The organism is Vibrio quintilis, assembly GCF_024529975.1.
In the GTDB taxonomy this organism is placed as follows: Bacteria; Pseudomonadota; Gammaproteobacteria; order Enterobacterales; family Vibrionaceae; genus Vibrio; species Vibrio quintilis.
Map to the genome: position 1 here is coordinate 733,901 of NZ_AP024897.1, position 19,729 is coordinate 753,629.

General features: G+C 42.2%; 19 protein-coding genes and 6 tRNA genes. 23 read left to right on the top strand and 2 right to left on the bottom strand.

Translation table 11 applies throughout. From position 1 onward, the window contains the following. Positions 1-111: 111 nt before the first annotated feature. From folB to OC443_RS03635, 12 genes are all read left to right on the top strand, one after another. The gene (gene folB / locus OC443_RS03575) at positions 112-465 is read left to right on the top strand and encodes a dihydroneopterin aldolase (protein WP_073580295.1); all 354 of its coding nucleotides are present in this window, start codon (positions 112-114) and stop codon (positions 463-465) included. After that, complete coding sequence (folK, locus tag OC443_RS03580; protein WP_073580293.1) at positions 462-956, top strand: 2-amino-4-hydroxy-6-hydroxymethyldihydropteridine diphosphokinase; 495 nt, start codon at positions 462-464, stop codon at positions 954-956. The genes folB and folK overlap by 4 nt, the downstream gene beginning before the upstream one ends. A 6-nt stretch (positions 957-962) precedes the next feature. Continuing rightward, complete coding sequence (locus OC443_RS03585; protein ID WP_073580291.1) at positions 963-1,763, top strand: undecaprenyl-diphosphate phosphatase; 801 nt, start codon at positions 963-965, stop codon at positions 1,761-1,763. 103 nt (positions 1,764-1,866) lie between these two features. Next, positions 1,867-2,148 carry a cell division protein FtsB gene (gene ftsB, locus OC443_RS03590; RefSeq protein ID WP_073580357.1) on the top strand — a complete coding sequence of 94 codons (282 nt, stop codon included), beginning with the start codon at positions 1,867-1,869 and terminating at the stop codon, positions 2,146-2,148. After that, a complete protein-coding gene (ispD, locus tag OC443_RS03595) occupies positions 2,149-2,856 on the top strand; it encodes a 2-C-methyl-D-erythritol 4-phosphate cytidylyltransferase (protein ID WP_073580289.1) in 708 nt (235 codons plus the stop codon). After that, positions 2,850-3,329 carry a 2-C-methyl-D-erythritol 2,4-cyclodiphosphate synthase gene (ispF, locus tag OC443_RS03600; RefSeq protein WP_073580287.1) on the top strand — a complete coding sequence of 160 codons (480 nt, stop codon included), beginning with the start codon at positions 2,850-2,852 and terminating at the stop codon, positions 3,327-3,329. Before ispD ends, ispF begins: the two co-directional genes overlap by 7 nt. A 23-nt stretch (positions 3,330-3,352) precedes the next feature. After that, positions 3,353-4,402, top strand: a complete 1,050-nt coding sequence (truD, locus tag OC443_RS03605; protein WP_073580285.1) for a tRNA pseudouridine(13) synthase TruD — start codon at positions 3,353-3,355, stop codon at positions 4,400-4,402. After that, complete coding sequence (surE, locus tag OC443_RS03610; RefSeq protein ID WP_073580283.1) at positions 4,399-5,139, top strand: 5'/3'-nucleotidase SurE; 741 nt, start codon at positions 4,399-4,401, stop codon at positions 5,137-5,139. The genes truD and surE overlap by 4 nt, the downstream gene beginning before the upstream one ends. Before the next feature lie 5 nt (positions 5,140-5,144). Continuing rightward, positions 5,145-5,771, top strand: coding sequence for a protein-L-isoaspartate(D-aspartate) O-methyltransferase (locus tag OC443_RS03615; protein ID WP_073580281.1), 627 nt, complete (start codon positions 5,145-5,147; stop codon positions 5,769-5,771). 10 nt (positions 5,772-5,781) lie between these two features. Further along, positions 5,782-6,909 (top strand): peptidoglycan DD-metalloendopeptidase family protein, encoded by a 1,128-nt coding sequence (locus tag OC443_RS26295; protein WP_306345619.1) that lies wholly within the window; start codon positions 5,782-5,784, stop codon positions 6,907-6,909. Positions 6,910-6,983: 74 nt separating this feature from the next. Further along, positions 6,984-7,985 (top strand): RNA polymerase sigma factor RpoS, encoded by a 1,002-nt coding sequence (gene rpoS, locus OC443_RS03630; protein ID WP_073580279.1) that lies wholly within the window; start codon positions 6,984-6,986, stop codon positions 7,983-7,985. Positions 7,986-8,089: 104 nt separating this feature from the next. Beyond that, entirely contained in the window at positions 8,090-8,479 is a 390-nt protein-coding gene (locus OC443_RS03635; protein ID WP_073580277.1) for a hypothetical protein, read from the top strand. Between the two features lie 42 nt (positions 8,480-8,521). On the opposite strand, the gene mutS is transcribed toward OC443_RS03635, so the two are convergent. Together mutS and OC443_RS03645 are read right to left on the bottom strand one after the other, a co-directional pair. Beyond that, entirely contained in the window at positions 8,522-11,104 is a 2,583-nt protein-coding gene (mutS, locus tag OC443_RS03640; RefSeq protein ID WP_073580275.1) for a DNA mismatch repair protein MutS, read from the bottom strand. A 331-nt stretch (positions 11,105-11,435) separates the two neighbouring features. Then, positions 11,436-12,578 (bottom strand): flagellin, encoded by a 1,143-nt coding sequence (locus OC443_RS03645; protein WP_073580271.1) that lies wholly within the window; start codon positions 12,576-12,578, stop codon positions 11,436-11,438. Positions 12,579-12,889: 311 nt separating this feature from the next. On the opposite strand from OC443_RS03645, the gene OC443_RS03650 reads away from it, so the two are divergent. From OC443_RS03650 to OC443_RS03700, 11 genes are all read left to right on the top strand, one after another. Further along, a complete protein-coding gene (locus OC443_RS03650; RefSeq protein WP_073580355.1) occupies positions 12,890-13,384 on the top strand; it encodes a CinA family protein in 495 nt (164 codons plus the stop codon). A 138-nt stretch (positions 13,385-13,522) separates the two neighbouring features. Continuing rightward, positions 13,523-14,587, top strand: a complete 1,065-nt coding sequence (recA, locus tag OC443_RS03655) for a recombinase RecA (RefSeq protein ID WP_073580267.1) — start codon at positions 13,523-13,525, stop codon at positions 14,585-14,587. A gap of 62 nt (positions 14,588-14,649) precedes the next feature. After that, positions 14,650-15,111, top strand: coding sequence for a regulatory protein RecX (locus OC443_RS03660; protein WP_262021639.1), 462 nt, complete (start codon positions 14,650-14,652; stop codon positions 15,109-15,111). 138 nt (positions 15,112-15,249) lie between these two features. Further along, positions 15,250-17,832, top strand: coding sequence for an alanine--tRNA ligase (alaS, locus tag OC443_RS03665; RefSeq protein WP_073580265.1), 2,583 nt, complete (start codon positions 15,250-15,252; stop codon positions 17,830-17,832). A gap of 553 nt (positions 17,833-18,385) precedes the next feature. Then, a complete protein-coding gene (gene csrA / locus OC443_RS03670; RefSeq protein ID WP_073580263.1) occupies positions 18,386-18,586 on the top strand; it encodes a carbon storage regulator CsrA in 201 nt (66 codons plus the stop codon). A 168-nt stretch (positions 18,587-18,754) separates the two neighbouring features. Then, positions 18,755-18,847, top strand: a tRNA-Ser gene (locus tag OC443_RS03675). 30 nt (positions 18,848-18,877) lie between these two features. Beyond that, positions 18,878-18,954: transfer RNA gene (locus tag OC443_RS03680), tRNA-Arg, on the top strand. Between the two features lie 15 nt (positions 18,955-18,969). Next, positions 18,970-19,046: transfer RNA gene (locus OC443_RS03685), tRNA-Arg, on the top strand. A gap of 37 nt (positions 19,047-19,083) precedes the next feature. Then, positions 19,084-19,160: transfer RNA gene (locus tag OC443_RS03690), tRNA-Arg, on the top strand. A gap of 3 nt (positions 19,161-19,163) precedes the next feature. Further along, positions 19,164-19,256, top strand: a tRNA-Ser gene (locus OC443_RS03695). Between the two features lie 29 nt (positions 19,257-19,285). Next, positions 19,286-19,362, top strand: a tRNA-Arg gene (locus tag OC443_RS03700). The last annotated feature ends 367 nt before the right edge of the window (positions 19,363-19,729 follow it).

Consider the following 19,729-nt stretch of genomic DNA (forward strand, 5'->3'; position numbering starts at 1 on the left):
AATTTCACATTTTAAAACAGATTAAGTATATGATATCTGACCTTGTAACACATGGTACGATGTTTTGTGCCATTTATATATCCAATATGTCAAAAAGGTAGTCAGAAAATAATGGATAAAGTGTTTATCGAGCAGCTGGAAGTTGTGACAACTATTGGTGTTTACGACTGGGAGCAAAGTATTAAGCAGAAACTGATTTTCGATATTGAGATGGGCCACGATAATATGGTTGCGGGACTAAGCGATAACGTAAAAGATACGTTAGATTATGCCCAAATCAGTGAGTCGGTTATCGATTATGTTGAACGGGGTAAATTCCAGTTGGTAGAGCGGGTTGCTGAAGAAGTTGCAGCCTTAATTATGTCTCGCTTTGCTGTGCCCTGGATTCGGATCCGTCTCGCGAAACCCGGCGCTGTTCCGGCGGCGAAGAGTGTGGGTGTTGTAATTGAGAGAGGGCATCAATGACCTCTGTTTATGTCAGCATTGGATCTAATGTAGATAAACATAAACATATTGAAGTCGCTGTTGATGAGCTGTCCGGTCTCGGACAGTTTATGAGGCAATCAACGATTTACGAATCTCCTTCTCTTGGTTTTCACGGTGCATCGTTTTTTAATCTTATTGTAGAAATCCATACATCATTAACATTAGAAGTATTCGCTAAAGTTCTCAGGAATATTGAGATTCGTTGGGGAAGAGCTGTTGATGCTCAAAAGTATCAGGACCGGACATTAGATCTGGATATTATACTTTTTGGCGATACGATTCGGGACACTTCTCCCCAGCTTCCCAGAAAAGATATATATCATTATCCATTTGTTATTCAGCCTCTTTATGAGTTATCTCCGGATCTCATCATTCCGGGAGACGGGCGCACGGTCAGAGATATCTGGCTTCAGGCTGAACAACTGGATGTATTAAGGGCGGTTCGTCCCTGGTTTTCAGTGAGTGAGTAATATTTGATGAGCTATACAGAGTCGTTCTGGCTGGCCCTGATTCAGGGACTGACAGAGTTTTTGCCTATTTCCAGTTCTGCCCATTTAATTCTGCCGTCTGCGTTACTCGGCTGGGCTGATCAAGGGCTTGTTTTTGACGTTTCAGTTCATCTCGGCACATTAGCTGCCGTTGTGATTTATTTCCGTCATGAAGTCAGACAGCTATTATCTGCTTTTTTCCGATCGATATCGCAAGGTGAACGTAGTAAAGAAGCGAAGCTGGCCTGGATGATTGTGATTGCCACAATTCCTGCCTGTTTCTTCGGTTTTTTTATGAAAGATTTTGTTGAGTTGTATCTGAGAAGTACGCTGGTGATCGCAACAACCACACTGGTTTTTGGGATTTTGCTCTGGATTGTCGACAGATATGCGAGACTACAGAAAAATGAGTATCAGATGACCTGGAAGAAGTCGCTGTTTATCGGTTTGGCTCAGGCACTGGCGATCATTCCGGGTACGTCGCGTTCAGGGGCAACCATTACGGCAGCACTGTATCTAGGATTTTCCAGAGAGGCGGCCGCACGCTTTTCTTTTCTGATGTCGATTCCGGTAATTGCGCTTGCTGCCGGATATCTGGGCTGGGGTGTCTTCACCGGAAACCATGAGATTCACTTTGAATTTTTGATCACTGGCTTGCTGGTTTCTTTCGTTAGTGCCTATTTTTGTATTCATTTTTTTCTGAAATTAATTTCCCGGATGGGTATGACTCCTTTCGTGATATACAGAATGCTGTTGGGATGTTTGTTGATGGCGCATGTATTTTTATGATAATCCGTTGTAACCGGAATTCATGGTAATATCTTCCGGGTGAGATCCGTGATTCCGTGTTCTCTGGGGTATCGTGACAATTTCTGAGTTTGGTGAGCGTGTCGTGCGAATTTTTTCTTTAACATTAATTATCTTATTAGCCCTGTTGCAATATACATTATGGTCAGGAAAAAACGGAATCTTCGATTTGCAGGAGGTTTCCGGTGAAATCCAGACGCAGGAATCGGTGAACCAGCGTCTTCAGGTCAGAAATAAGCAAATGTATGCTGAGATCAATGATTTACGTCAGGGGCTGGATGCGATTGAAGAGCGTGCAAGGCATGAGCTGGGCATGATTAAAGAAGGTGAAACGTTTTACCGTATTGTCAATGAGGATACTCAGTAAATGATAGCAGGACCTGTTCCGGTGATTATTCCTGCGGCAGGAGCCGGGCGCAGAATGAAAGCAGATATTCCGAAGCAATATCTGGAAGTATCCGGGAAAACAATTCTCGAGCATACGATTAATAAGCTGTTATCCCACCCGGCGACAGGGCAAATTATTGTCGCTGTCAGTGATGAAGATCCATACTTTGAACAATTGACTGTTGCGCAGCACCCCGATGTCAGACGGGTTTCCGGTGGAAAAGAGCGTTCTGATACGGTTTTGAATGCTTTAAGTGATCTTCTGGAAAGGCAGTCTGTTGACTGGGTTATGGTTCATGATGCCGCCCGTCCCTGTATTCGTCATGAGGATATCAGCCGGTTAGTTGATGAACTGTCAGATGAAGAGTGTGGCGGAATTCTTGCTGTCCCGGTAAGAGATACAATGAAACGTTCCGATCAGACTGCTCATATAAAACACACGGTAGAACGCGCTATGTTATGGCATGCGCTGACTCCGCAGTTATTTCAGGCCTCAGTGCTACATCAGGCACTGATTGAGGCAAAAGCAAGCGGTATTGCTGTCACCGATGAATCGTCTGCACTGGAGTGGAAAGGCTATCATCCCAGATTAATTACCGGACATGCAGATAATATAAAAATTACTCAGCCAGAAGATCTGGCGTTAGCGACATTTTATTTGAGTCGTAATAAGGAAGAGACATGCTAAGAATTGGCCATGGTTTTGATGTCCATAGATTTGGAAGTGATGCCCCTTTGGTTATCGGTGGTGTTGTTATACCTTATGAGTCTGGCTTTATTGCTCATTCTGATGGTGATGTTGCTTTGCATGCTTTAAGTGATGCATTGCTTGGTGCAATCGGTGCCGGAGATATCGGACGTCATTTTCCTGATACAGATGAGACCTGGAAAGATATTGATAGCCGTATTTTGTTGAGAAATGTCTGGCAGCAAGTGAAAGCAGTCGGCTATCAGCTCGGTAATGCCGATATTACAATTATTGCACAGGCGCCGAAGATGGCACCTTATATCGAAATGATGCAGAAAGTGATTGCTGAAGATCTGGAGACGGATATCAGCCGCATAAATGTTAAAGCGACAACGACCGAAAAGTTGGGATTTACCGGAAGAAAAGAAGGCATCGCGTGTGAAGCTGTTGTCTTGTTGTGTCAAAATTCCTGATGTCTATTTGCAGAGGCGTATTCATGTCAAATGATATTTTGGCTGACTTAGCTTATTTATATGGTCAGCCACAGGCAAAAGCCAAATTTAAAGAGAAACCTGAGCATTTTATCGTTACTGAAGATTTAGGCTTTTCTCCCGACGGGCATGGAGAGCATGTTTTTGTGCGTATTCGGAAAACGGGAGAGAACACTCGTTTTGTCGCTAATGAACTGGCAAAAGCGTGTGGTGTTAAATCGAAAGATGTAAGCTGGGCTGGTCTGAAAGACCGTCATGCTGTGACAGAACAATGGTTGAGTATTTATTTACCCAAAGTGGATAAGCCAGATTTTTCGGCTTTTCTTGCCCGCTATCCGCAGGTTGAAATACTTGAAGTAACCCGCCACCGGAAAAAATTAAGGCCTGGAGAATTAAAAGGAAATCATTTTCAGGTGACGCTCACATCGGTTTCTGATGTTGATGATATTTTGCACCGGCTGGAATTAATTCAGATTCATGGTGTGCCAAATTATTTTGGTACTCAGCGCTTTGGACAGGATGGAAATAATGTCCATGAAGCCAGACGCTGGGGGCGGGATAATGTACGTACCCGTAGTCAGTCTCAACGCAGTTTGTACTTATCGGCAGCCCGTTCATGGATTTTTAACCATATTGTATCTGAGAGAATTCATCAGGAACTGTTCAGCCAGTTGATTTGTGGCGATATCGCTTTAGTGCATGGTGAATCAGTCTTGGTGACACCTGATAATTTGTCTGAGTTAAATCACCAGCTGTCAGGTGACCTTGCAGGCATTTCTGCGGCTTTAGCCGGTGATAATGATTTACCAACTAAAGACAGGGTTTTATCTTTAGAGCAGGCCTGTTTGGATGCGGAGCCCGACTTAATGAAGTTAATCCGCGGTAATCGTATGCGGCATGATCGGCGGAATATATCTCTAAAGCCTAAGCAATTGAATTGGAAGGTGAAAGAGAATGAGGTTATATTAGATTTTTCACTGGATTCAGGTTGCTTTGCGACCTCGATTTTAAGAGAACTAATTGAATCTATCTCTGTGGAGAGAGTTTTTGAATGAAAATCTTGTTGAGTAATGATGATGGTGTGTATGCCACGGGAATCCGCATTCTGGCAGATGCATTGAGAGACATTGCGGAAATTATTATTGTTGCGCCAGATCGTAATCGCTCGGGAGCATCCAACTCTTTAACCTTAGAGCATCCTTTACGTGTTAATGAGATAGCACCAAACACATACTCGGTTCAGGGAACACCGACGGATTGTGTACATTTCGCTCTGAATGAACTACTCAGGGACAACTTACCTGAGTTAGTTTTGAGTGGTATTAACCATGGTGCGAATTTAGGTGATGATGTGTTGTACTCGGGGACTGTTGCTGCTGCGATGGAAGGGCACTTTTTAGGTGTACAATCAATTGCTTTTTCCCTGGTGGGCGAAACACATTTTAATACAGCGGCACAAATTGCACGTGAGTTGGTATTGCAACATATTCAATCGCCTGTTCCAACGAATCGATTATTAAATGTAAATATTCCTGACATCCCTTATGAGCATATTGCCGGGACTTTGGTGACACGGTTAGGTGCCCGCCATCATGCAGAAACGATGATCAGACAGAAAGATCCAAGAGGCCACGATATATATTGGTTAGGGCCACCGGGAAAAGAACAGGATGCCGGAGAAGGAACAGATTTTTATACTGTTGATCATGGCTATGTTTCTTTGACTCCTTTGCAGGTTGACTTGACTGCTCACGAGTCAATAATTCGTATGACTGATTGGTTAAAAGGGTAGGTGCCATGTCAAATCCACTCGCTGATAAGTTGGTTCATTTTCTTGTCAGAAGCGGTATTGATGACAAACGTATATTGGAAGTAATACGTGAATTGCCAAGAGAGTACTTTGTCTCTCAGGCTATGATTCATCAGGCTTATGATAATAATGCTCTGCCGATAGGACTGGGGCAAACCATTTCTCAGCCTTACATTGTTGCTAAAATGACGCAATTGTTAAATTTGTCGTCTGGTAGTCGTGTGCTTGAAGTTGGAACTGGTTCTGGATATCAAACAGCAGTTCTGGCAAAGTTAGTTGATCATGTGTTTTCTATTGAAAGGATTAAATCCCTGCAATGGGATGCTAAACGTCGTCTGAGAAAGCTGGATATTTATAATGTTTCGATGAAGCATGGCGATGGGTGGCAAGGTTGGGAGGCAAAGAGCCCTTTTGACGCGATTATTGTGACAGCCGCCGCTGCTTCTGTTCCTCAGGCCTTGCTGGAACAGCTGGCTGAAAATGGATGCCTGGTGATACCTGTTGGAGATAATGAGCAGACATTGTTGAAGATTACACGAAGAGGGGAATCGTTTCATTCGGAAGAGATTGAAATGGTCCGGTTTGTTCCTCTTGTTGCAGGTGATTTAGCATAAATGATTGATTATGAGTAATGAAGTCAGGTGTTTACTTATCATTCTCTTCTCTGTTTATATAGCAGGGTGTTCCTCGCCGTTTCCTGCGCCTGTTTCAGGATTGGAGCGGGATTATGATAGTGTCTCCCGGGGAAGTTATCGGGGAAGTTATTATAAGGTCAGAGAAGGAGACACGCTGTACTTTATTTCTTATGTTACTGATAAAGATGTTAATGAAATTATTCGTTACAATCATTTGTCTCCGCCTTATACAATATATCCAGGTCAGGAATTGTTATTATGGCGTCCTGTATATACGCCACCAGTCCGCGGTAAAAAAAGTTCTAATTCATCTCAGGTTTCCCATTCAGTTATTTCATCAGCAGCTACAGTTGCCGCGGTTGCTAAAGCTTCTTCCCCTTCACCGGCAAATATAATTCCGAAAATCAGAATTAAAAAGAAAGTTGTACCGAAAAAAAGCAGTATTGTTACAAAACATGTAGTTAAGAAGCCTGTGAAAACTACTTCTGCTTCTTCTCAATCCAAAACAAAATTAGTAACTAAAAGTAAAGGTGGGACACCGGTCAAAAAAAATGGAAACAAGGTAACTAATGTCTCACTTAAAAATTCTAAATATGCGCAAAATGCTAACAAAATAAGAAATAAACATACGAAAGTTTCAAAAAAGCCAGCAAAAAGTGTTGAACGATCTCAGGCAAAAAGGTATGGTGAGCCTGAAGGTAAAAAAAATGTTAACAAATCTATAATAAAGTCAAAATCTGGTTATACAAAGATACGCAAATGGATTTGGCCAACGAAAGGGAGGGTTATCCGCAGGTTTTCAATTGGTGATCAGGGAAATAAAGGGATTGATATTGCCGGAAGGCGGGGTCAACCTGTCGTATCTTCCGCTCCCGGAACAGTTGTTTATTCCGGAAATGCACTCAGAGGGTACGGTAACCTTGTAATTATTAAACACAATGACAAGTATCTAAGCGCTTACGCGCACAATGATCGGTTGCTAGTGAGAGAAGGACAAAATGTTAAGGCTGGCCAGAAGATAGCGACAATGGGCAGTTCCGGAACAAATAAGGTTCGTTTACATTTTGAGATTCGCTATCAGGGTAAGCCAGTAAATCCAAAACGCTACTTGCCGTAACGATAAATTGACAATCGTCATTATAGTGACATTAAAAGTAGTAGTGTCTTGCTAACTCGCCGGGGGGAGGCATCATGAGTAAAAGCAATTCAGTAACTAAAGTCGATCAATTTGATTATGATTCAGACTCTTTTGAGCTCAGTACAATGGAAACCGGGTTCAACAGCAGTTCTGGTTCTGGCGACGCATCAACAACAGAGTCCCGGGAGGAGTATGAAGTCACATCTAAAAGTTTAGATGCAACTCAGCTTTATCTCGGTGAGATCGGTTTTTCACCTCTATTAACTGCAGAAGAAGAAATTCTTTATGCCAGACGTGCATTACGTGGCGATGAAGCTGCCCGCAAGCGGATGATTGAAAGTAATCTGCGTTTGGTTGTTAAGATTTCCCGTCGGTATAGTAACCGCGGACTAGCGCTGCTTGACTTAATTGAAGAGGGAAACCTGGGATTAATCCGTGCTGTAGAAAAATTTGATCCTGAAAGAGGGTTTCGTTTTTCAACCTACGCAACATGGTGGATCCGACAAACTATTGAACGGGCCCTGATGAATCAGACCCGAACCATCCGCTTACCTATCCATGTTGTGAAAGAGCTCAATATTTATTTACGGACAGCCCGTGAATTATCGCAGAAATTAGATCATGAGCCGACCGCAGAGGATATAGCATTTGAGCTTGATAAACCGGTCGATGATGTAAGTAAAATGCTTCGCCTGAATGAACGTATTAGTTCAGTTGACACACCAATTGGTGGTGATGGTGATAAAGCATTACTGGATATTATTCCTGATGCAAAACATTATGATCCGGAATACTCAACTGAAGATGATGATATTAAATCTTCTTTGCTACATTGGTTGGATGAGTTGAATCCGAAGCAAAAAGAAGTACTGGCCAGACGTTTTGGCTTACTTGGATATGAACCATCGACACTTGAAGAAGTAGGTAGAGAAATTAATTTAACCCGTGAGCGTGTACGCCAGATACAGGTTGAAGGCCTGAGGCGACTGCGCGAAATACTTCTGAAACAGGGATTAAGTATGGAATCTCTTTTCGATGTTGAAAATGAAGATTAATTTTTTATTTGTTTGAAAAAACCCCGCAGAATTTTCTGCGGGGTTTTTGTTTGGGTATATTATGCCGATGGCAAATCAATGCTTCGAGTGTAAAGGATAGATAATTGACACAAAATAATTTATTGACGTATGTTCAAACTTTGAAAGGCAAACATAGCAAAATTAAAGTTGTTGATTGCCTGGTTCAGGAAGAATCTCTTGATGAAAATGGGACAACAGTTACCCGATATTGTGCTGATTACCAATTTTCTGATGGTGTGATTCTTCGTTATGAGACTGAACAAGACGAGATAGAGCAGGATGACTATGTTTGTCAGGAATGCTGGATTTCATATAAAGTGATGTACTCCCCTGAAGGATTAAATATTCGCCCAGGATATAAATCTTTTATCAATCAATGTCAGGAAGATTTTTGGATAAAAATCAATCAGGTACAAAGTAACGAAGATATGCGTACAGACTATTTGTCACGCCACTTCCATTCAGAAGTTTGATATTCCGGATAATTGAAAGTGGCGATTTATTCAAAGCGGTTATTATAAATGTTGTTTGAGCTGATAAAGTAAAGCTAATGCTTCTTTTGGAGAGAGCTCATCCGGATCTGTACCGGCGATAATTTTTTCAACTTCAGATGGCTCTGGTATCAGATCCAGCTGATTGGCCGGATCAATTCTGAGCGGTTTAGAAGTATCAGAATTCGTTGTTTGTTCAAGTTGATTTAATTTGGATCTTGCTCTTTTTACCACAGCTTTTGGAACCCCAGCCAGCCCGGCAACGGCAAGTCCGTAAGATTTACTGGCAGCGCCTTCCTGTACAGCATGCATAAATGCAATACTGTCCCCATGCTCTACCGCATCGAGGTGGACATTGGCCAAATGTGGAAGCACATTAGGTAGTTCCGTCAGTTCAAAATAGTGTGTGGCAAAAAGAGTTAATGCAGATATTTCTTTTGCCAGCCACTCTGCACTTGCCCATGCGAGAGACAGCCCGTCGTAAGTGCTGGTTCCCCGCCCAATTTCGTCCATCAGCACCAGACTGTTTGCTGTGGCATTATGCAGAATATTTGCCGTTTCAGTCATTTCAACCATAAAGGTAGAACGACCAGATGCAAGATCATCTGAGGCTCCAATTCGGGTAAAAATACGATCAACCGGCCCAATGACAGCCGATTCAGCAGGGACATAACTACCGATATGAGCCAGCAAAACAATGAGGGCTGTCTGACGCATATACGTTGACTTACCTCCCATATTAGGACCGGTAATGATCAACATTTTTCGTTGTGGATGAAGTTCGATGGGGTTTGCAATAAACGGTTCCTGCATCACCTGTTCGACTACCGGATGTCGGCCACCAAGAATATGGATACCTGAATCACCGGATAATTCAGGCCGGCAGTAGTCCAGAGTTTCAGCCCGTTCAGCTAAATTTTGCAGCACATCAAGTTGAGATATTGCCGCAGAAAGCTGTAAAAGTGTTTCCAGATGCGGAAGCAATTGGTCAAATAAACGTTCCCACAGCTGTTTTTCCAGAGCCAGAGCTTTGGACTTTGAATTGAGGACTTTATCTTCATGCTCTTTGAGCTCTGGGATGATATAGCGCTCAGCATTTTTCAGTGTTTGTCTGCGGATATAATGAGTGGGAACAAGATGGCTTTGACCACGGCTGACCTGGATATAAAATCCATGGACATTGTTGTATCCCACTTTCAGAGTGTCAATATCATGACGTTCTCTTTCCTGTTGTTCCAGCTCTTCTAAATATGCGGTCGCACCGTTAGCCAGATCCCGCCACTTATCGAGTTCCTCATCATATCCGGGAGCGATGACACCACCGTCCCTAATAACCACCGGTGGATTTTCGACGATAGCTGATTCAAGAAGCCGGGCAATCTCATCCAGAGGCTGACACTCCTGTGCCAGTTTCTTTAGATAAGGGTGGCTGACATTCTGAATTAATTCCTGTAGTTCAGGTAATTGATACATCGCATGACGTAATCTGGCCAGGTCTCTGGGGCGTGCGGAACGAATTGCAAGCCGTGCTAATATACGTTCAATATCACCAATCTGTTTCAAGACCGGGGATAGATCAGAAAACAATCCTGAATCTTTTATTTCACGAATTGCATCAAGCCGGTTGTTTAATGTCTCAGCTTCACGCATCGGCTGATGAATCCAGCGCTTCAGCATCCGGCTTCCCATCGGTGTTGCGGAATAATCAAGAATATCAGCCAGCGTATTATCTGTTCCACCAGATAAATTCTGCGTAAGTTCCAGGTTTTTGCGTGTAGATGCATCCATCATCACGGATTGATCTTGTCGATCGATGGTTAGTGAGCGAATATGGGGTAAGGCTGTACGTTGTGTATCTTTGACGTACTGGATCAGACAGCCTGCTGCACATAATCCGGTTTCTGCCTGTTCGACACCAAACCCGACCAGATCTTTTGTTCCGAACTGCTGGTTTAACTGCTGTTTGGCTGTATTCAGTTCAAATTCCCAAACCGGGCGTCTTCGGTTTCCTTTTCGATTCTCCAGTAAAACCGTGGATTGAAAATCTTCAGGATAAAGCAATTCCTTAGGCGTTGTACGTTGAAGCTCAGCTGACATTGCTTCCTCTGTGTCCAGCTCACTGAGTTGAAAACGACCTGAAGTGATATCTAAAGTCGCATAGCCAAAGCTTTGTCCGGATTGATAAATTGCAGCAATCAGGTTATCGGTTCTTTCCGGTAAAAGTGCTTCATCAGTCACGGTTCCCGGGGTGACAATTCTGACTATTTGTCGCTCAACCGGACCTTTGCTGGTTGCCGGGTCGCCGATCTGTTCACAGATAGCAACTGATTCACCCATTTGAACCAGTTTGGCGAGATAACCTTCAACAGCATGAAAAGGAACGCCGGCCATTGGAATGGGTTCGCCTGCTGAACTGCCTCTTTTTGTCAGAGATATATCCAGTAATTGTGAGGCATGTTTGGCATCATCATAGAAAAGTTCGTAGAAATCTCCCATGCGGTAGAATAGCAATATATCTGGATTCTCTGATTTTAGTCTCAGATATTGTTGCATCATCGGAGTGTGCTTTGTCTCATTTTGACTGCTTTTATTGGTGCTTTTTGCCATTTTATCTATTAAAACCGGTGAGTTATGCTTGGAGTCTCATTTAGTTTCGCTGCATCTTATTCATTTATTATTGCCAGAGCTGGAAAAAGTATCCGCCTTTTCCGAAGCGGCTTTATATCATGAGCTGATAAGCTGTCTGGTGAAACTAAACTATCAGGAACAATTTCAGATACGAAGAGTAACAAACCTTTAAGTAATAGAGCAATGGGGTGCTTACTTTTGGAAAGCACAAAAAGACCGACGCCAAAAGTAATCAAAATAGGGTTGTTTCACAGAGAAAGGGTGATGTAAAAACCGGGTCTGAGCCAGGAACATCTCTGTCTGACTTGGATTATCCCAGCAAGTTTAAGGCTGAATTTGGAGCTTGTTTTGCCTGTGCTAAGACGGAAGTGGATACCTGCTGTAAAATCTGGGACCTGGTCATGTTCGTTGCATCTTTTGCAAAATCAGTGTCTTTGATCTGACTTTTTGATGCATGCACATTTTCATTAATATTATCTAAGTTGTTAATTGCATGACTTAAACGATTTTGAAATGCACCAAGCCCGGCCCGTTGGGAATCTACGTATTGTAATGCCGTATCGACCATAGCAATACCACGCTGTGCACCGCCGACAGTTGTAACATCGAGATCGTCGATGGATTCCCATGTTTGATAAAACGGGCTCAGTTCATCTATCAGATCTCCTTGAACTTCAATCGCATTACCTATCAGATCAATACTTGCCATGAATATTTGAAGATGTCCTGATTCATCCACTGATGCTTTGATTAAATTTTGCTGCCCGTTAATTCTGGTTGCGATTTCTTCTATATCATCTCCTCCTTTTAGTTCGAAGATGATTTGCTGGTTGTTCTCAGAGGTATTTTTATCCGTTAGATTGACCGTCATTGATGAGTCTTTTGATAACACCCAGTCGGAATTTTTGCCTTCTTTCGTCGTTAAAAAAGTTGTTCCGCCTGTGATTAAATTATCTGAACGCATATCTTTCAGAGTCAGTATTATCGCTTCACCGCTATTTGAACCGATCTGAAATGACTTAGGACCATATGTGCCGTTCAGTAATTTGGTACCTCCATAGGAGGTAGTTTCCGCAATCCGGTTTAGTTCGTCATTCAAAGCAGTTACTTCGTGCTGAATTGCAACCCGATCTTCTTTCGTATTTGAGCCATTCGCTGACTGAAGAGAAAGATCACGGATTCTTTGAAGAATATCTGTTGATTCTTTCATTGCGCCCTCTGCAGTTTGCGCAATAGAAATTCCGTCATTTGCATTGCGTACCGCAACGTCAAGTCCCCGGTTTTCAACATGGAGCCGGTTAGAAATTTGCAGGCCGGCAGCATCATCTTTTGCACTATTAATCTTGAAACCAGATGACAAACGTTCCATCGCAGAGCTCAGATTGCCAGATGCTTTGTTTAAGTTTCGCTGAGCTGTCATTGCCGCGATGTTAGTCTTTACGTTGACTGTCATACTGACTTTTCCTTAATTTTGCACCGATATCCAGAGACAAGACTGTATTGCTAATGCTTTAAACACTATCGACGGCATATCAAAAAACTTTAACACCTCAAACCGGAATCAGGCTTTATATTGATGCAATTGTCTTTGGCATCTGTTCGAAAATCATTTTTTCGGTTAAGTTCACAATCATTCATCCGGATCTGTGTTGCCTTTTTATTTGTAAAAAAGGTTTGATTATAGTTTTTGTCATTCATTTCTTTTGTTTTTTTTTGTTGCAGCCTAGGATACATAACTCTTTTTCGGGAAAAATGGGGGATGAGGTGGATTTACATGAATCGTTGAGCCGGAAAGTCGGAGCAAAGTTAAAAGAAAAAAAACATACGCTTGTAACCGCCGAATCTTGCACCGGCGGGGCAATAGCAACATCTGTTACTGCGATAGATGGCAGCTCTGCCTGGTTTGATCGGGCTTTTATTACGTATAGCAATGAAGCCAAAATGGAAATGCTCACGGTCAGTGAAGATATATTGAATGAATATGGTGCAGTCAGTGAGCCAACAGTCTTAGCCATGGTGGAGGGGGCATTAAAGTACTCAAGAGCTTCAGTTGCTGTTTCTGTTAGTGGTATTGCAGGTCCTGGCGGAGGGAGTAAAGAGAAACCCGTGGGTACGGTCTGCTTTGCATGGAAAGATAATTGCGGCTGGCAAAAAGCTGAAACTGTTCATTTTACAGGAAACCGGGAACAAGTCAGAAGTAAAGCAGTTTCTTATGTACTGAATGTACTATTCGATCATTTATGTCTTGTCAGTGATTAATTCGCAGCACTTCAAACAGTAGTGATTTTTTATAATTTTGGTGTGGACACTGTATGAATCTACAGTATAATTGGTTTTATTAATTCGGGATAACCTGCAAGATTATCTGGTAGCAAGAATCGTGGTCTGGAGAGAGTAATGGACGAGAATAAGCAAAAAGCATTAGCTGCGGCACTGGGACAAATTGAAAAGCAGTTTGGTAAAGGTTCGATTATGCGGCTTGGTGACAACCGTGCTATGGATGTTGAATCGGTTTCTACTGGTTCATTATCTCTGGATATTGCTTTAGGTGCCGGTGGCCTGCCAATGGGGCGTATTGTAGAGATATATGGTCCCGAGTCTTCTGGTAAAACAACATTAACACTTGAAGTGATTGCGGCTGCACAAAGAGAAGGCAAAACATGTGCATTTATCGATGCAGAACATGCGCTCGATCCGGTTTACGCAAAAAAACTGGGTGTTGATATTGATGCCTTGTTAGTTTCCCAGCCAGATACAGGTGAACAGGCTCTGGAAATATGTGACGCACTTGCGCGTTCTGGTGCAATTGATGTCATGGTTGTTGACTCTGTTGCTGCATTGACTCCAAAAGCTGAGATTGAAGGCGAAATGGGTGATAGTCATATGGGCTTGCAAGCCCGGATGTTATCTCAGGCGATGCGTAAGCTGACAGGTAATCTGAAACAGTCAAATTGTTTGTGTATTTTTATCAACCAAATCCGGATGAAAATTGGTGTTATGTTCGGTAATCCGGAGACAACTACCGGTGGTAATGCCTTAAAATTTTATGCGTCAGTCCGGCTTGATATTCGCCGTACCGGAGCGATTAAAGATGGTGATGAAGTTGTTGGTAATGAAACACGAATTAAAGTTGTAAAAAATAAAGTTGCAGCACCGTTTAAAGAGGCAAATACACAAATTATGTATGGCCAGGGTTTTAACCGGGAAGGTGAACTGGTTGATTTGGGTGTAAAACATAAACTGGTTGAGAAAGCTGGTGCATGGTATAGCTATAACGGCGATAAGATTGGTCAGGGTAAGGCAAATGCATGTAAGTTCCTGAGAGAAAATGCTGAAGTGGGTCAAACGATTGAGACTAAACTTCGTGAGTTGTTACTTAACAATGAAACCATCTCTGATCTGAATGAGGAAGCTACAGCGGAACCAGTTAATCAGCCAGACAATCAACCAGGTGATCAATAATTTTTATTAGTTTTTTATATGAGCCCTGCTAGTGCAGGGCTTTTTTATAAGGGTTGTGAATTTTGATTCAGCGCTTTTCAGGTCATATTTCATGTAAAGATGCAGCCGTTCGTATGCTTACCCGCAGGGATTATAGTGAATCAGAATTGTACTCAAAGCTGGCAGCTAAAGGCTATTCTGACCGTGATATAAGTGATACCTGCTCATGGTGTAAAATGTCGGGTTATCTCGATGATTTAAGATACACACAGCAGCAGATTAGACAATATCTGAGAAAAGGAAATGGAGAGTTAAAAATTCGTTATACGATGAAACAGAAAGTATCAGAAAATATCATCCAAATGGTCTTAGATGAGGAGAATATTGATTGGTATGAGTTAGCAAGACAAGCTGCTGAAAAGAAGTATTCAACACATTCTTTTTCCGGTGAACCCAAAGAATATGCCCGTCGTGTCCGTTTCCTTCAATCCCGTGGATTCAACTTTGAACAAATTCAATATGCGCTGAAAAACATGCAAAAGTGATGGATTTTTGAACGCTTTGTGATTCTTCAGTGACGTTTAATGGTGAGGAATTTATCACAGAGATGACTTAGGTATGACCTTGCTTTACAATAAGCCAAATTTTTAATCGATCCATTTAAATATTTTCAGGAACAGCGCATGTATATGAGCACTGATGAGGTTCGTCAAGCGTTCCTCTCGTTCTTTGAATCCAAAGGACACCAAATTGTTGATAGTTCGTCATTAGTTCCGGCGAATGACCCGACTCTGCTTTTTACCAATGCAGGGATGAACCAGTTTAAAGATTATTTTCTTGGACTAGAAAAGCGTGATTATTCCCGTGCTGTAACTGCACAACGTTGTGTCCGTGCTGGTGGTAAGCATAATGATCTGGAAAATGTAGGATTTACTGCACGTCACCATACATTTTTTGAGATGTTGGGTAACTTCAGCTTTGGCGATTACTTTAAGAAAGATGCAATCCAGTATGCATGGGACTTTCTAACGGGTGTGCTTCAGTTACCAAAAGAGCGTCTTTTAGTGACTGTGTATCAGACTGATGATGAAGCTTTTAATATCTGGAGCAAACAGATCGGTGTCGCTGAAGAACGGATTATTCGTATTGGTGACAAAAAAGGTGGTAAACCCTATGAGTCAGATAATTTCTGGCAAATGGGAGACACCGGACCATGTGGACCTTGTTCTGAAATATTCTTTGATCATGGAGAACATATCTGGGGTGGACCTCCGGGATCACCTGAAGAAGACGGTGACCGGTTTATTGAAATCTGGAATATTGTTTTCATGCAATTTAATCGTCAGGCCGATGGAAGCATGAATCCGTTACCTAAACCTTCTGTTGATACCGGTATGGGAATTGAGCGTATTTCTGCAATTATGCAGAATGTGCACTCCAATTATGAAATTGACGTGTTCCAGAGATTAATTAAAGAAACGGCCCGGATCGTTGGATTTGATGATTTATCCAATCAGTCATTAAGAGTTGTTGCAGATCATATTCGTTCCTGCGCATTTTTGATTGTTGACGGTGTTATCCCGTCAAATGAAGGCCGGGGTTATGTACTGCGCCGTATTATTCGTCGTGCTGTTCGTCATGGTAATAAGCTCGGTGCAACGGGATCATTTTTCTATAAATTGGTTGCTCCGCTTATTGAAGTGATGGGTAGTGCTGGTGAAGAACTTAAGAAACAGCAGTCTATTGTTGAAAAAGTGCTTCGTGTCGAAGAAGAAAATTTTGGCAGAACGCTTGAGCGTGGGATGGCGATTCTGGATGAAGCGTTGAAAAACCTTGATGGTAAAGAGCTTGATGGAGAAACCGTATTTAAATTATATGATACTTATGGATTCCCGGCAGATTTAACTAATGATGTTGCCCGTGAGCATGGTTTCTCAATTGATGAAGCCGGCTTTGAGCAGGCGATGGAAGTTCAGAGGCAGAGAGCTCGTGAATCAGGTCATTTTGGTGCTGATTATAATTTAGCCATCAAGGTTGATTCATCCACAACTTTTTGTGGTTATACAGACGTTGAAAAAAGTTCGCAGATAATCTCCATGTATGTGGATGGAAAAACGGTAGAGAGTATCGCAGAAGGTGATCACGCAATTCTTGTTTTAGATGAAACTCCTTTTTATGCTGAATCTGGTGGTCAGTGTGGAGACAGTGGCGTTATCAAGTGTTCTTCTGGCAGTTTTACCGTGAACGACACCCAGAAATCCGGAGATGCTATCCTTCATTACGGTGTTCTAACCTCGGGCCAGCTCACGGGTAACACGTATGTTGAAGCGATTGTGGATGCATCAAGGCGGCAAGCTATTTCTTTGAATCACTCCGCAACTCACTTGCTTCATGCAGCGTTGCGTCATGTGCTTGGTTCTCATGTGGCTCAAAAAGGTTCGTTAGTTAAGCCTGAGAACCTGCGTTTTGATTTTTCTCATCTTGAGGCTGTCACACCTGAAGAGTTGAAGCAGGTCGAGCGATTAGTGAATCAGGAAATTCGTCAAAACCATCTTATTGATACTCAGCTTATGGATCTGGATGCAGCTAAAGCGAAAGGTGCTATGGCTTTATTTGGTGAAAAATACGATAGTCAGGTTCGTGTCCTGAGCATGGGGGATTTTTCAACAGAGTTATGTGGTGGTATTCATGCCTCTCATACCGGTGATATTGGCCTGTTTAAAATTATTTCTGAAGGTGGTATTGCGGCAGGGATTCGTCGTATAGAGGCCGTGACCGGAGAAGCTGCGCTTGATTCGCTTGAAGAACAAAAAGAATCATACGAGATTAAGTTATCTGATATTGCAGCAAAAAATAAATTGCTGGAAAAAGAGATTCAGCAGCTGAAAGACAAGCTTGCATCACAGGCAGGGGCTAATTTAACTCAACAGGTTAAAGAGATTGCTGGTATTAAAGTGTTGGTGGCTCAGCTTAATGGAGCAGATAATAAAGCACTGAGAGGCATGGTTGATGAGCTGAAAAATCAACTGGGCAGTGGCATTATTATGCTGGGGAATGTTTCCGGTGATAAAGTCGGATTGATCGCTGGTGTGACTAAGGATCTGACTGCTAAGGTTAAAGCGGGTGACTTGGTTAATATGGTTGCTCAGCAGGTTGGCGGTAAAGGTGGTGGTCGTCCTGATATGGCTCAGGCTGGTGGCAGTGATGTTAATGCATTACCTCAGGCATTGAGTTCTGTTGATGAGTGGTTGACGAGTCGGTTGTAACAACAGGCTTGCGCTGTAAAAATAGTAAACTATACGTTATTGTTCTTACTGTATAGAGAAATAACCAAGTGGTTTGGCAGATACATCATCTGAGCCGCTTGGTTTTGTTTTCTGGTGTAGCAAAGATGAATTTTTCAGTAGTTGTGAACCATTGAGCTTCAGATTTTGCGATTTTTATCATAAATAAGATTTAAAGTTTTGTTTACCAACATTGTTACTTTTAACATACATCAAATTTTTCTGTATTATCCGGTTCGTGATATATGTAGAGTGTGATCAAAAATACATTATAAAAAGTTTGACTGTCAAAACAGGGTGTTGGCGCAATATTGATACTAGTGTTTAAAGATAGAATTCGTAGTAATAAATTTCAGTAATTAATCTGAACTCATTCGGTATCTGATTAGTCATAATCAGATATACAATTTTTAAGGATTGATTTTCTGTCCAATATTTAGAGATTGATTTTCATTAGATTGTTTACCTGAAAATATTTTTTGTAAGATAATTATTGAGATACAAGGTAAATCAGAGATTACTCAAGGAGCCAAGAATGCTAATTTTGACTCGCCGTGTGGGCGAAACGCTAATGATAGGTGATGAAGTCACAGTAACTGTACTCGGTGTAAAAGGTAACCAAGTGCGAATTGGTGTCAATGCTCCGAAAGAAGTATCAGTCCATCGTGAAGAAATATACATGCGTATACAGTCCGAAAAGGGAAATGGTAACCCAAGTTCACCTACAGGTTACTAATATCTGCAGGCTAACTTCATTGTTAGCCTTTATCTATCCAGGTCACTAAAAAATATCTTTTTGTTTCGTTTTGATTAAATAGACAACATTCAGTTTGTTTTTTACAGATTTTTCCAAGAAAATGTTTGACATATTTTTGGTAAATCGTAATATGTGCCTCCGCAAGACGGTGAGGTGGCCGAGAGGCTGAAGGCGCTCCCCTGCTAAGGGAGTATACGGTTTGTAGCTGTATCGAGGGTTCGAATCCCTCCCTCACCGCCATTGTTATTGTGTATAAAATCACATGAAAGCGCGCTCGTAGCTCAGCTGGATAGAGTACCTGGCTACGAACCAGGCGGTCGAAGGTTCGAATCCTTCCGAGCGCGCCATTAATTGAATAGTACGCGTCCGTAGCTCAGCTGGATAGAGTACCTGGCTACGAACCAGGCGGTCGAAGGTTCGAATCCTTCCGGACGCGCCATTCAATTCAGAATAAGCACAATTGAAGAAATAAATGCGCGCTCGTAGCTCAGCTGGATAGAGTACCTGGCTACGAACCAGGCGGTCGAAGGTTCGAATCCTTCCGAGCGCGCCAGTTGGTGAGGTGGCCGAGAGGCTGAAGGCGCTCCCCTGCTAAGGGAGTATACGGTTTGTAGCCGTATCGAGGGTTCGAATCCCTCCCTCACCGCCATTATTTTTTCACATACATCATATAAATGCGCGCTCGTAGCTCAGCTGGATAGAGTACCTGGCTACGAACCAGGCGGTCGAAGGTTCGAATCCTTCCGAGCGCGCCATTCTTTGTTTATATCTTTCCTGTTGTTTCCGATAAATCTTTCGCCAGTGTCGGTGGATTTTTTAAGCTTTTGTGTTTCAGTTCATCTGCCCGCGCTACTTCGTGACGTCCTCACGCTATTTTCTTCTATTTGTATTTAACTCATTCTCCGGGTGATTATTTTCGTACCTTCCTCTCAGTATTTGAATGCTTTTTAATCAATACTATGGCTTGTAAATCTCAGATGCTAAATGTTTTGCATTAGAGTGGCTTATAAAAAGTTTAACAGATATCCAATATTTTTATTGATGTGAGAAAAGCGAGACACATAAAAGATTGAGAATCATTGATCGGTTATTTGTCCGCTGAAATTTTTCTATGACAGGGAG

Excerpts from the sequence above, each read along its gene's own strand:
- folB (WP_073580295.1), top strand. The coding sequence starts at position 112 with ATGGATAAAGTGTTTATCGAGCAGCTGGAAGTTGTGACAACTATTGGT.
- folK (WP_073580293.1), top strand. The coding sequence starts at position 462 with ATGACCTCTGTTTATGTCAGCATTGGATCTAATGTAGATAAACATAAA.
- OC443_RS03585 (WP_073580291.1), top strand. The coding sequence starts at position 963 with ATGAGCTATACAGAGTCGTTCTGGCTGGCCCTGATTCAGGGACTGACA.
- ispD (WP_073580289.1), top strand. The coding sequence starts at position 2,149 with ATGATAGCAGGACCTGTTCCGGTGATTATTCCTGCGGCAGGAGCCGGG.
- ispF (WP_073580287.1), top strand. The coding sequence starts at position 2,850 with ATGCTAAGAATTGGCCATGGTTTTGATGTCCATAGATTTGGAAGTGAT.
- truD (WP_073580285.1), top strand. The coding sequence starts at position 3,353 with ATGTCAAATGATATTTTGGCTGACTTAGCTTATTTATATGGTCAGCCA.
- surE (WP_073580283.1), top strand. The coding sequence starts at position 4,399 with ATGAAAATCTTGTTGAGTAATGATGATGGTGTGTATGCCACGGGAATC.
- OC443_RS03615 (WP_073580281.1), top strand. The coding sequence starts at position 5,145 with ATGTCAAATCCACTCGCTGATAAGTTGGTTCATTTTCTTGTCAGAAGC.
- OC443_RS26295 (WP_306345619.1), top strand. The coding sequence starts at position 5,782 with ATGAGTAATGAAGTCAGGTGTTTACTTATCATTCTCTTCTCTGTTTAT.
- rpoS (WP_073580279.1), top strand. The coding sequence starts at position 6,984 with ATGAGTAAAAGCAATTCAGTAACTAAAGTCGATCAATTTGATTATGAT.
- mutS (WP_073580275.1), bottom strand. The coding sequence starts at position 11,104 with ATGGCAAAAAGCACCAATAAAAGCAGTCAAAATGAGACAAAGCACACT.
- OC443_RS03645 (WP_073580271.1), bottom strand. The coding sequence starts at position 12,578 with ATGACAGTCAACGTAAAGACTAACATCGCGGCAATGACAGCTCAGCGA.
- recA (WP_073580267.1), top strand. The coding sequence starts at position 13,523 with ATGGACGAGAATAAGCAAAAAGCATTAGCTGCGGCACTGGGACAAATT.
- alaS (WP_073580265.1), top strand. The coding sequence starts at position 15,250 with ATGTATATGAGCACTGATGAGGTTCGTCAAGCGTTCCTCTCGTTCTTT.
- csrA (WP_073580263.1), top strand. The coding sequence starts at position 18,386 with ATGCTAATTTTGACTCGCCGTGTGGGCGAAACGCTAATGATAGGTGAT.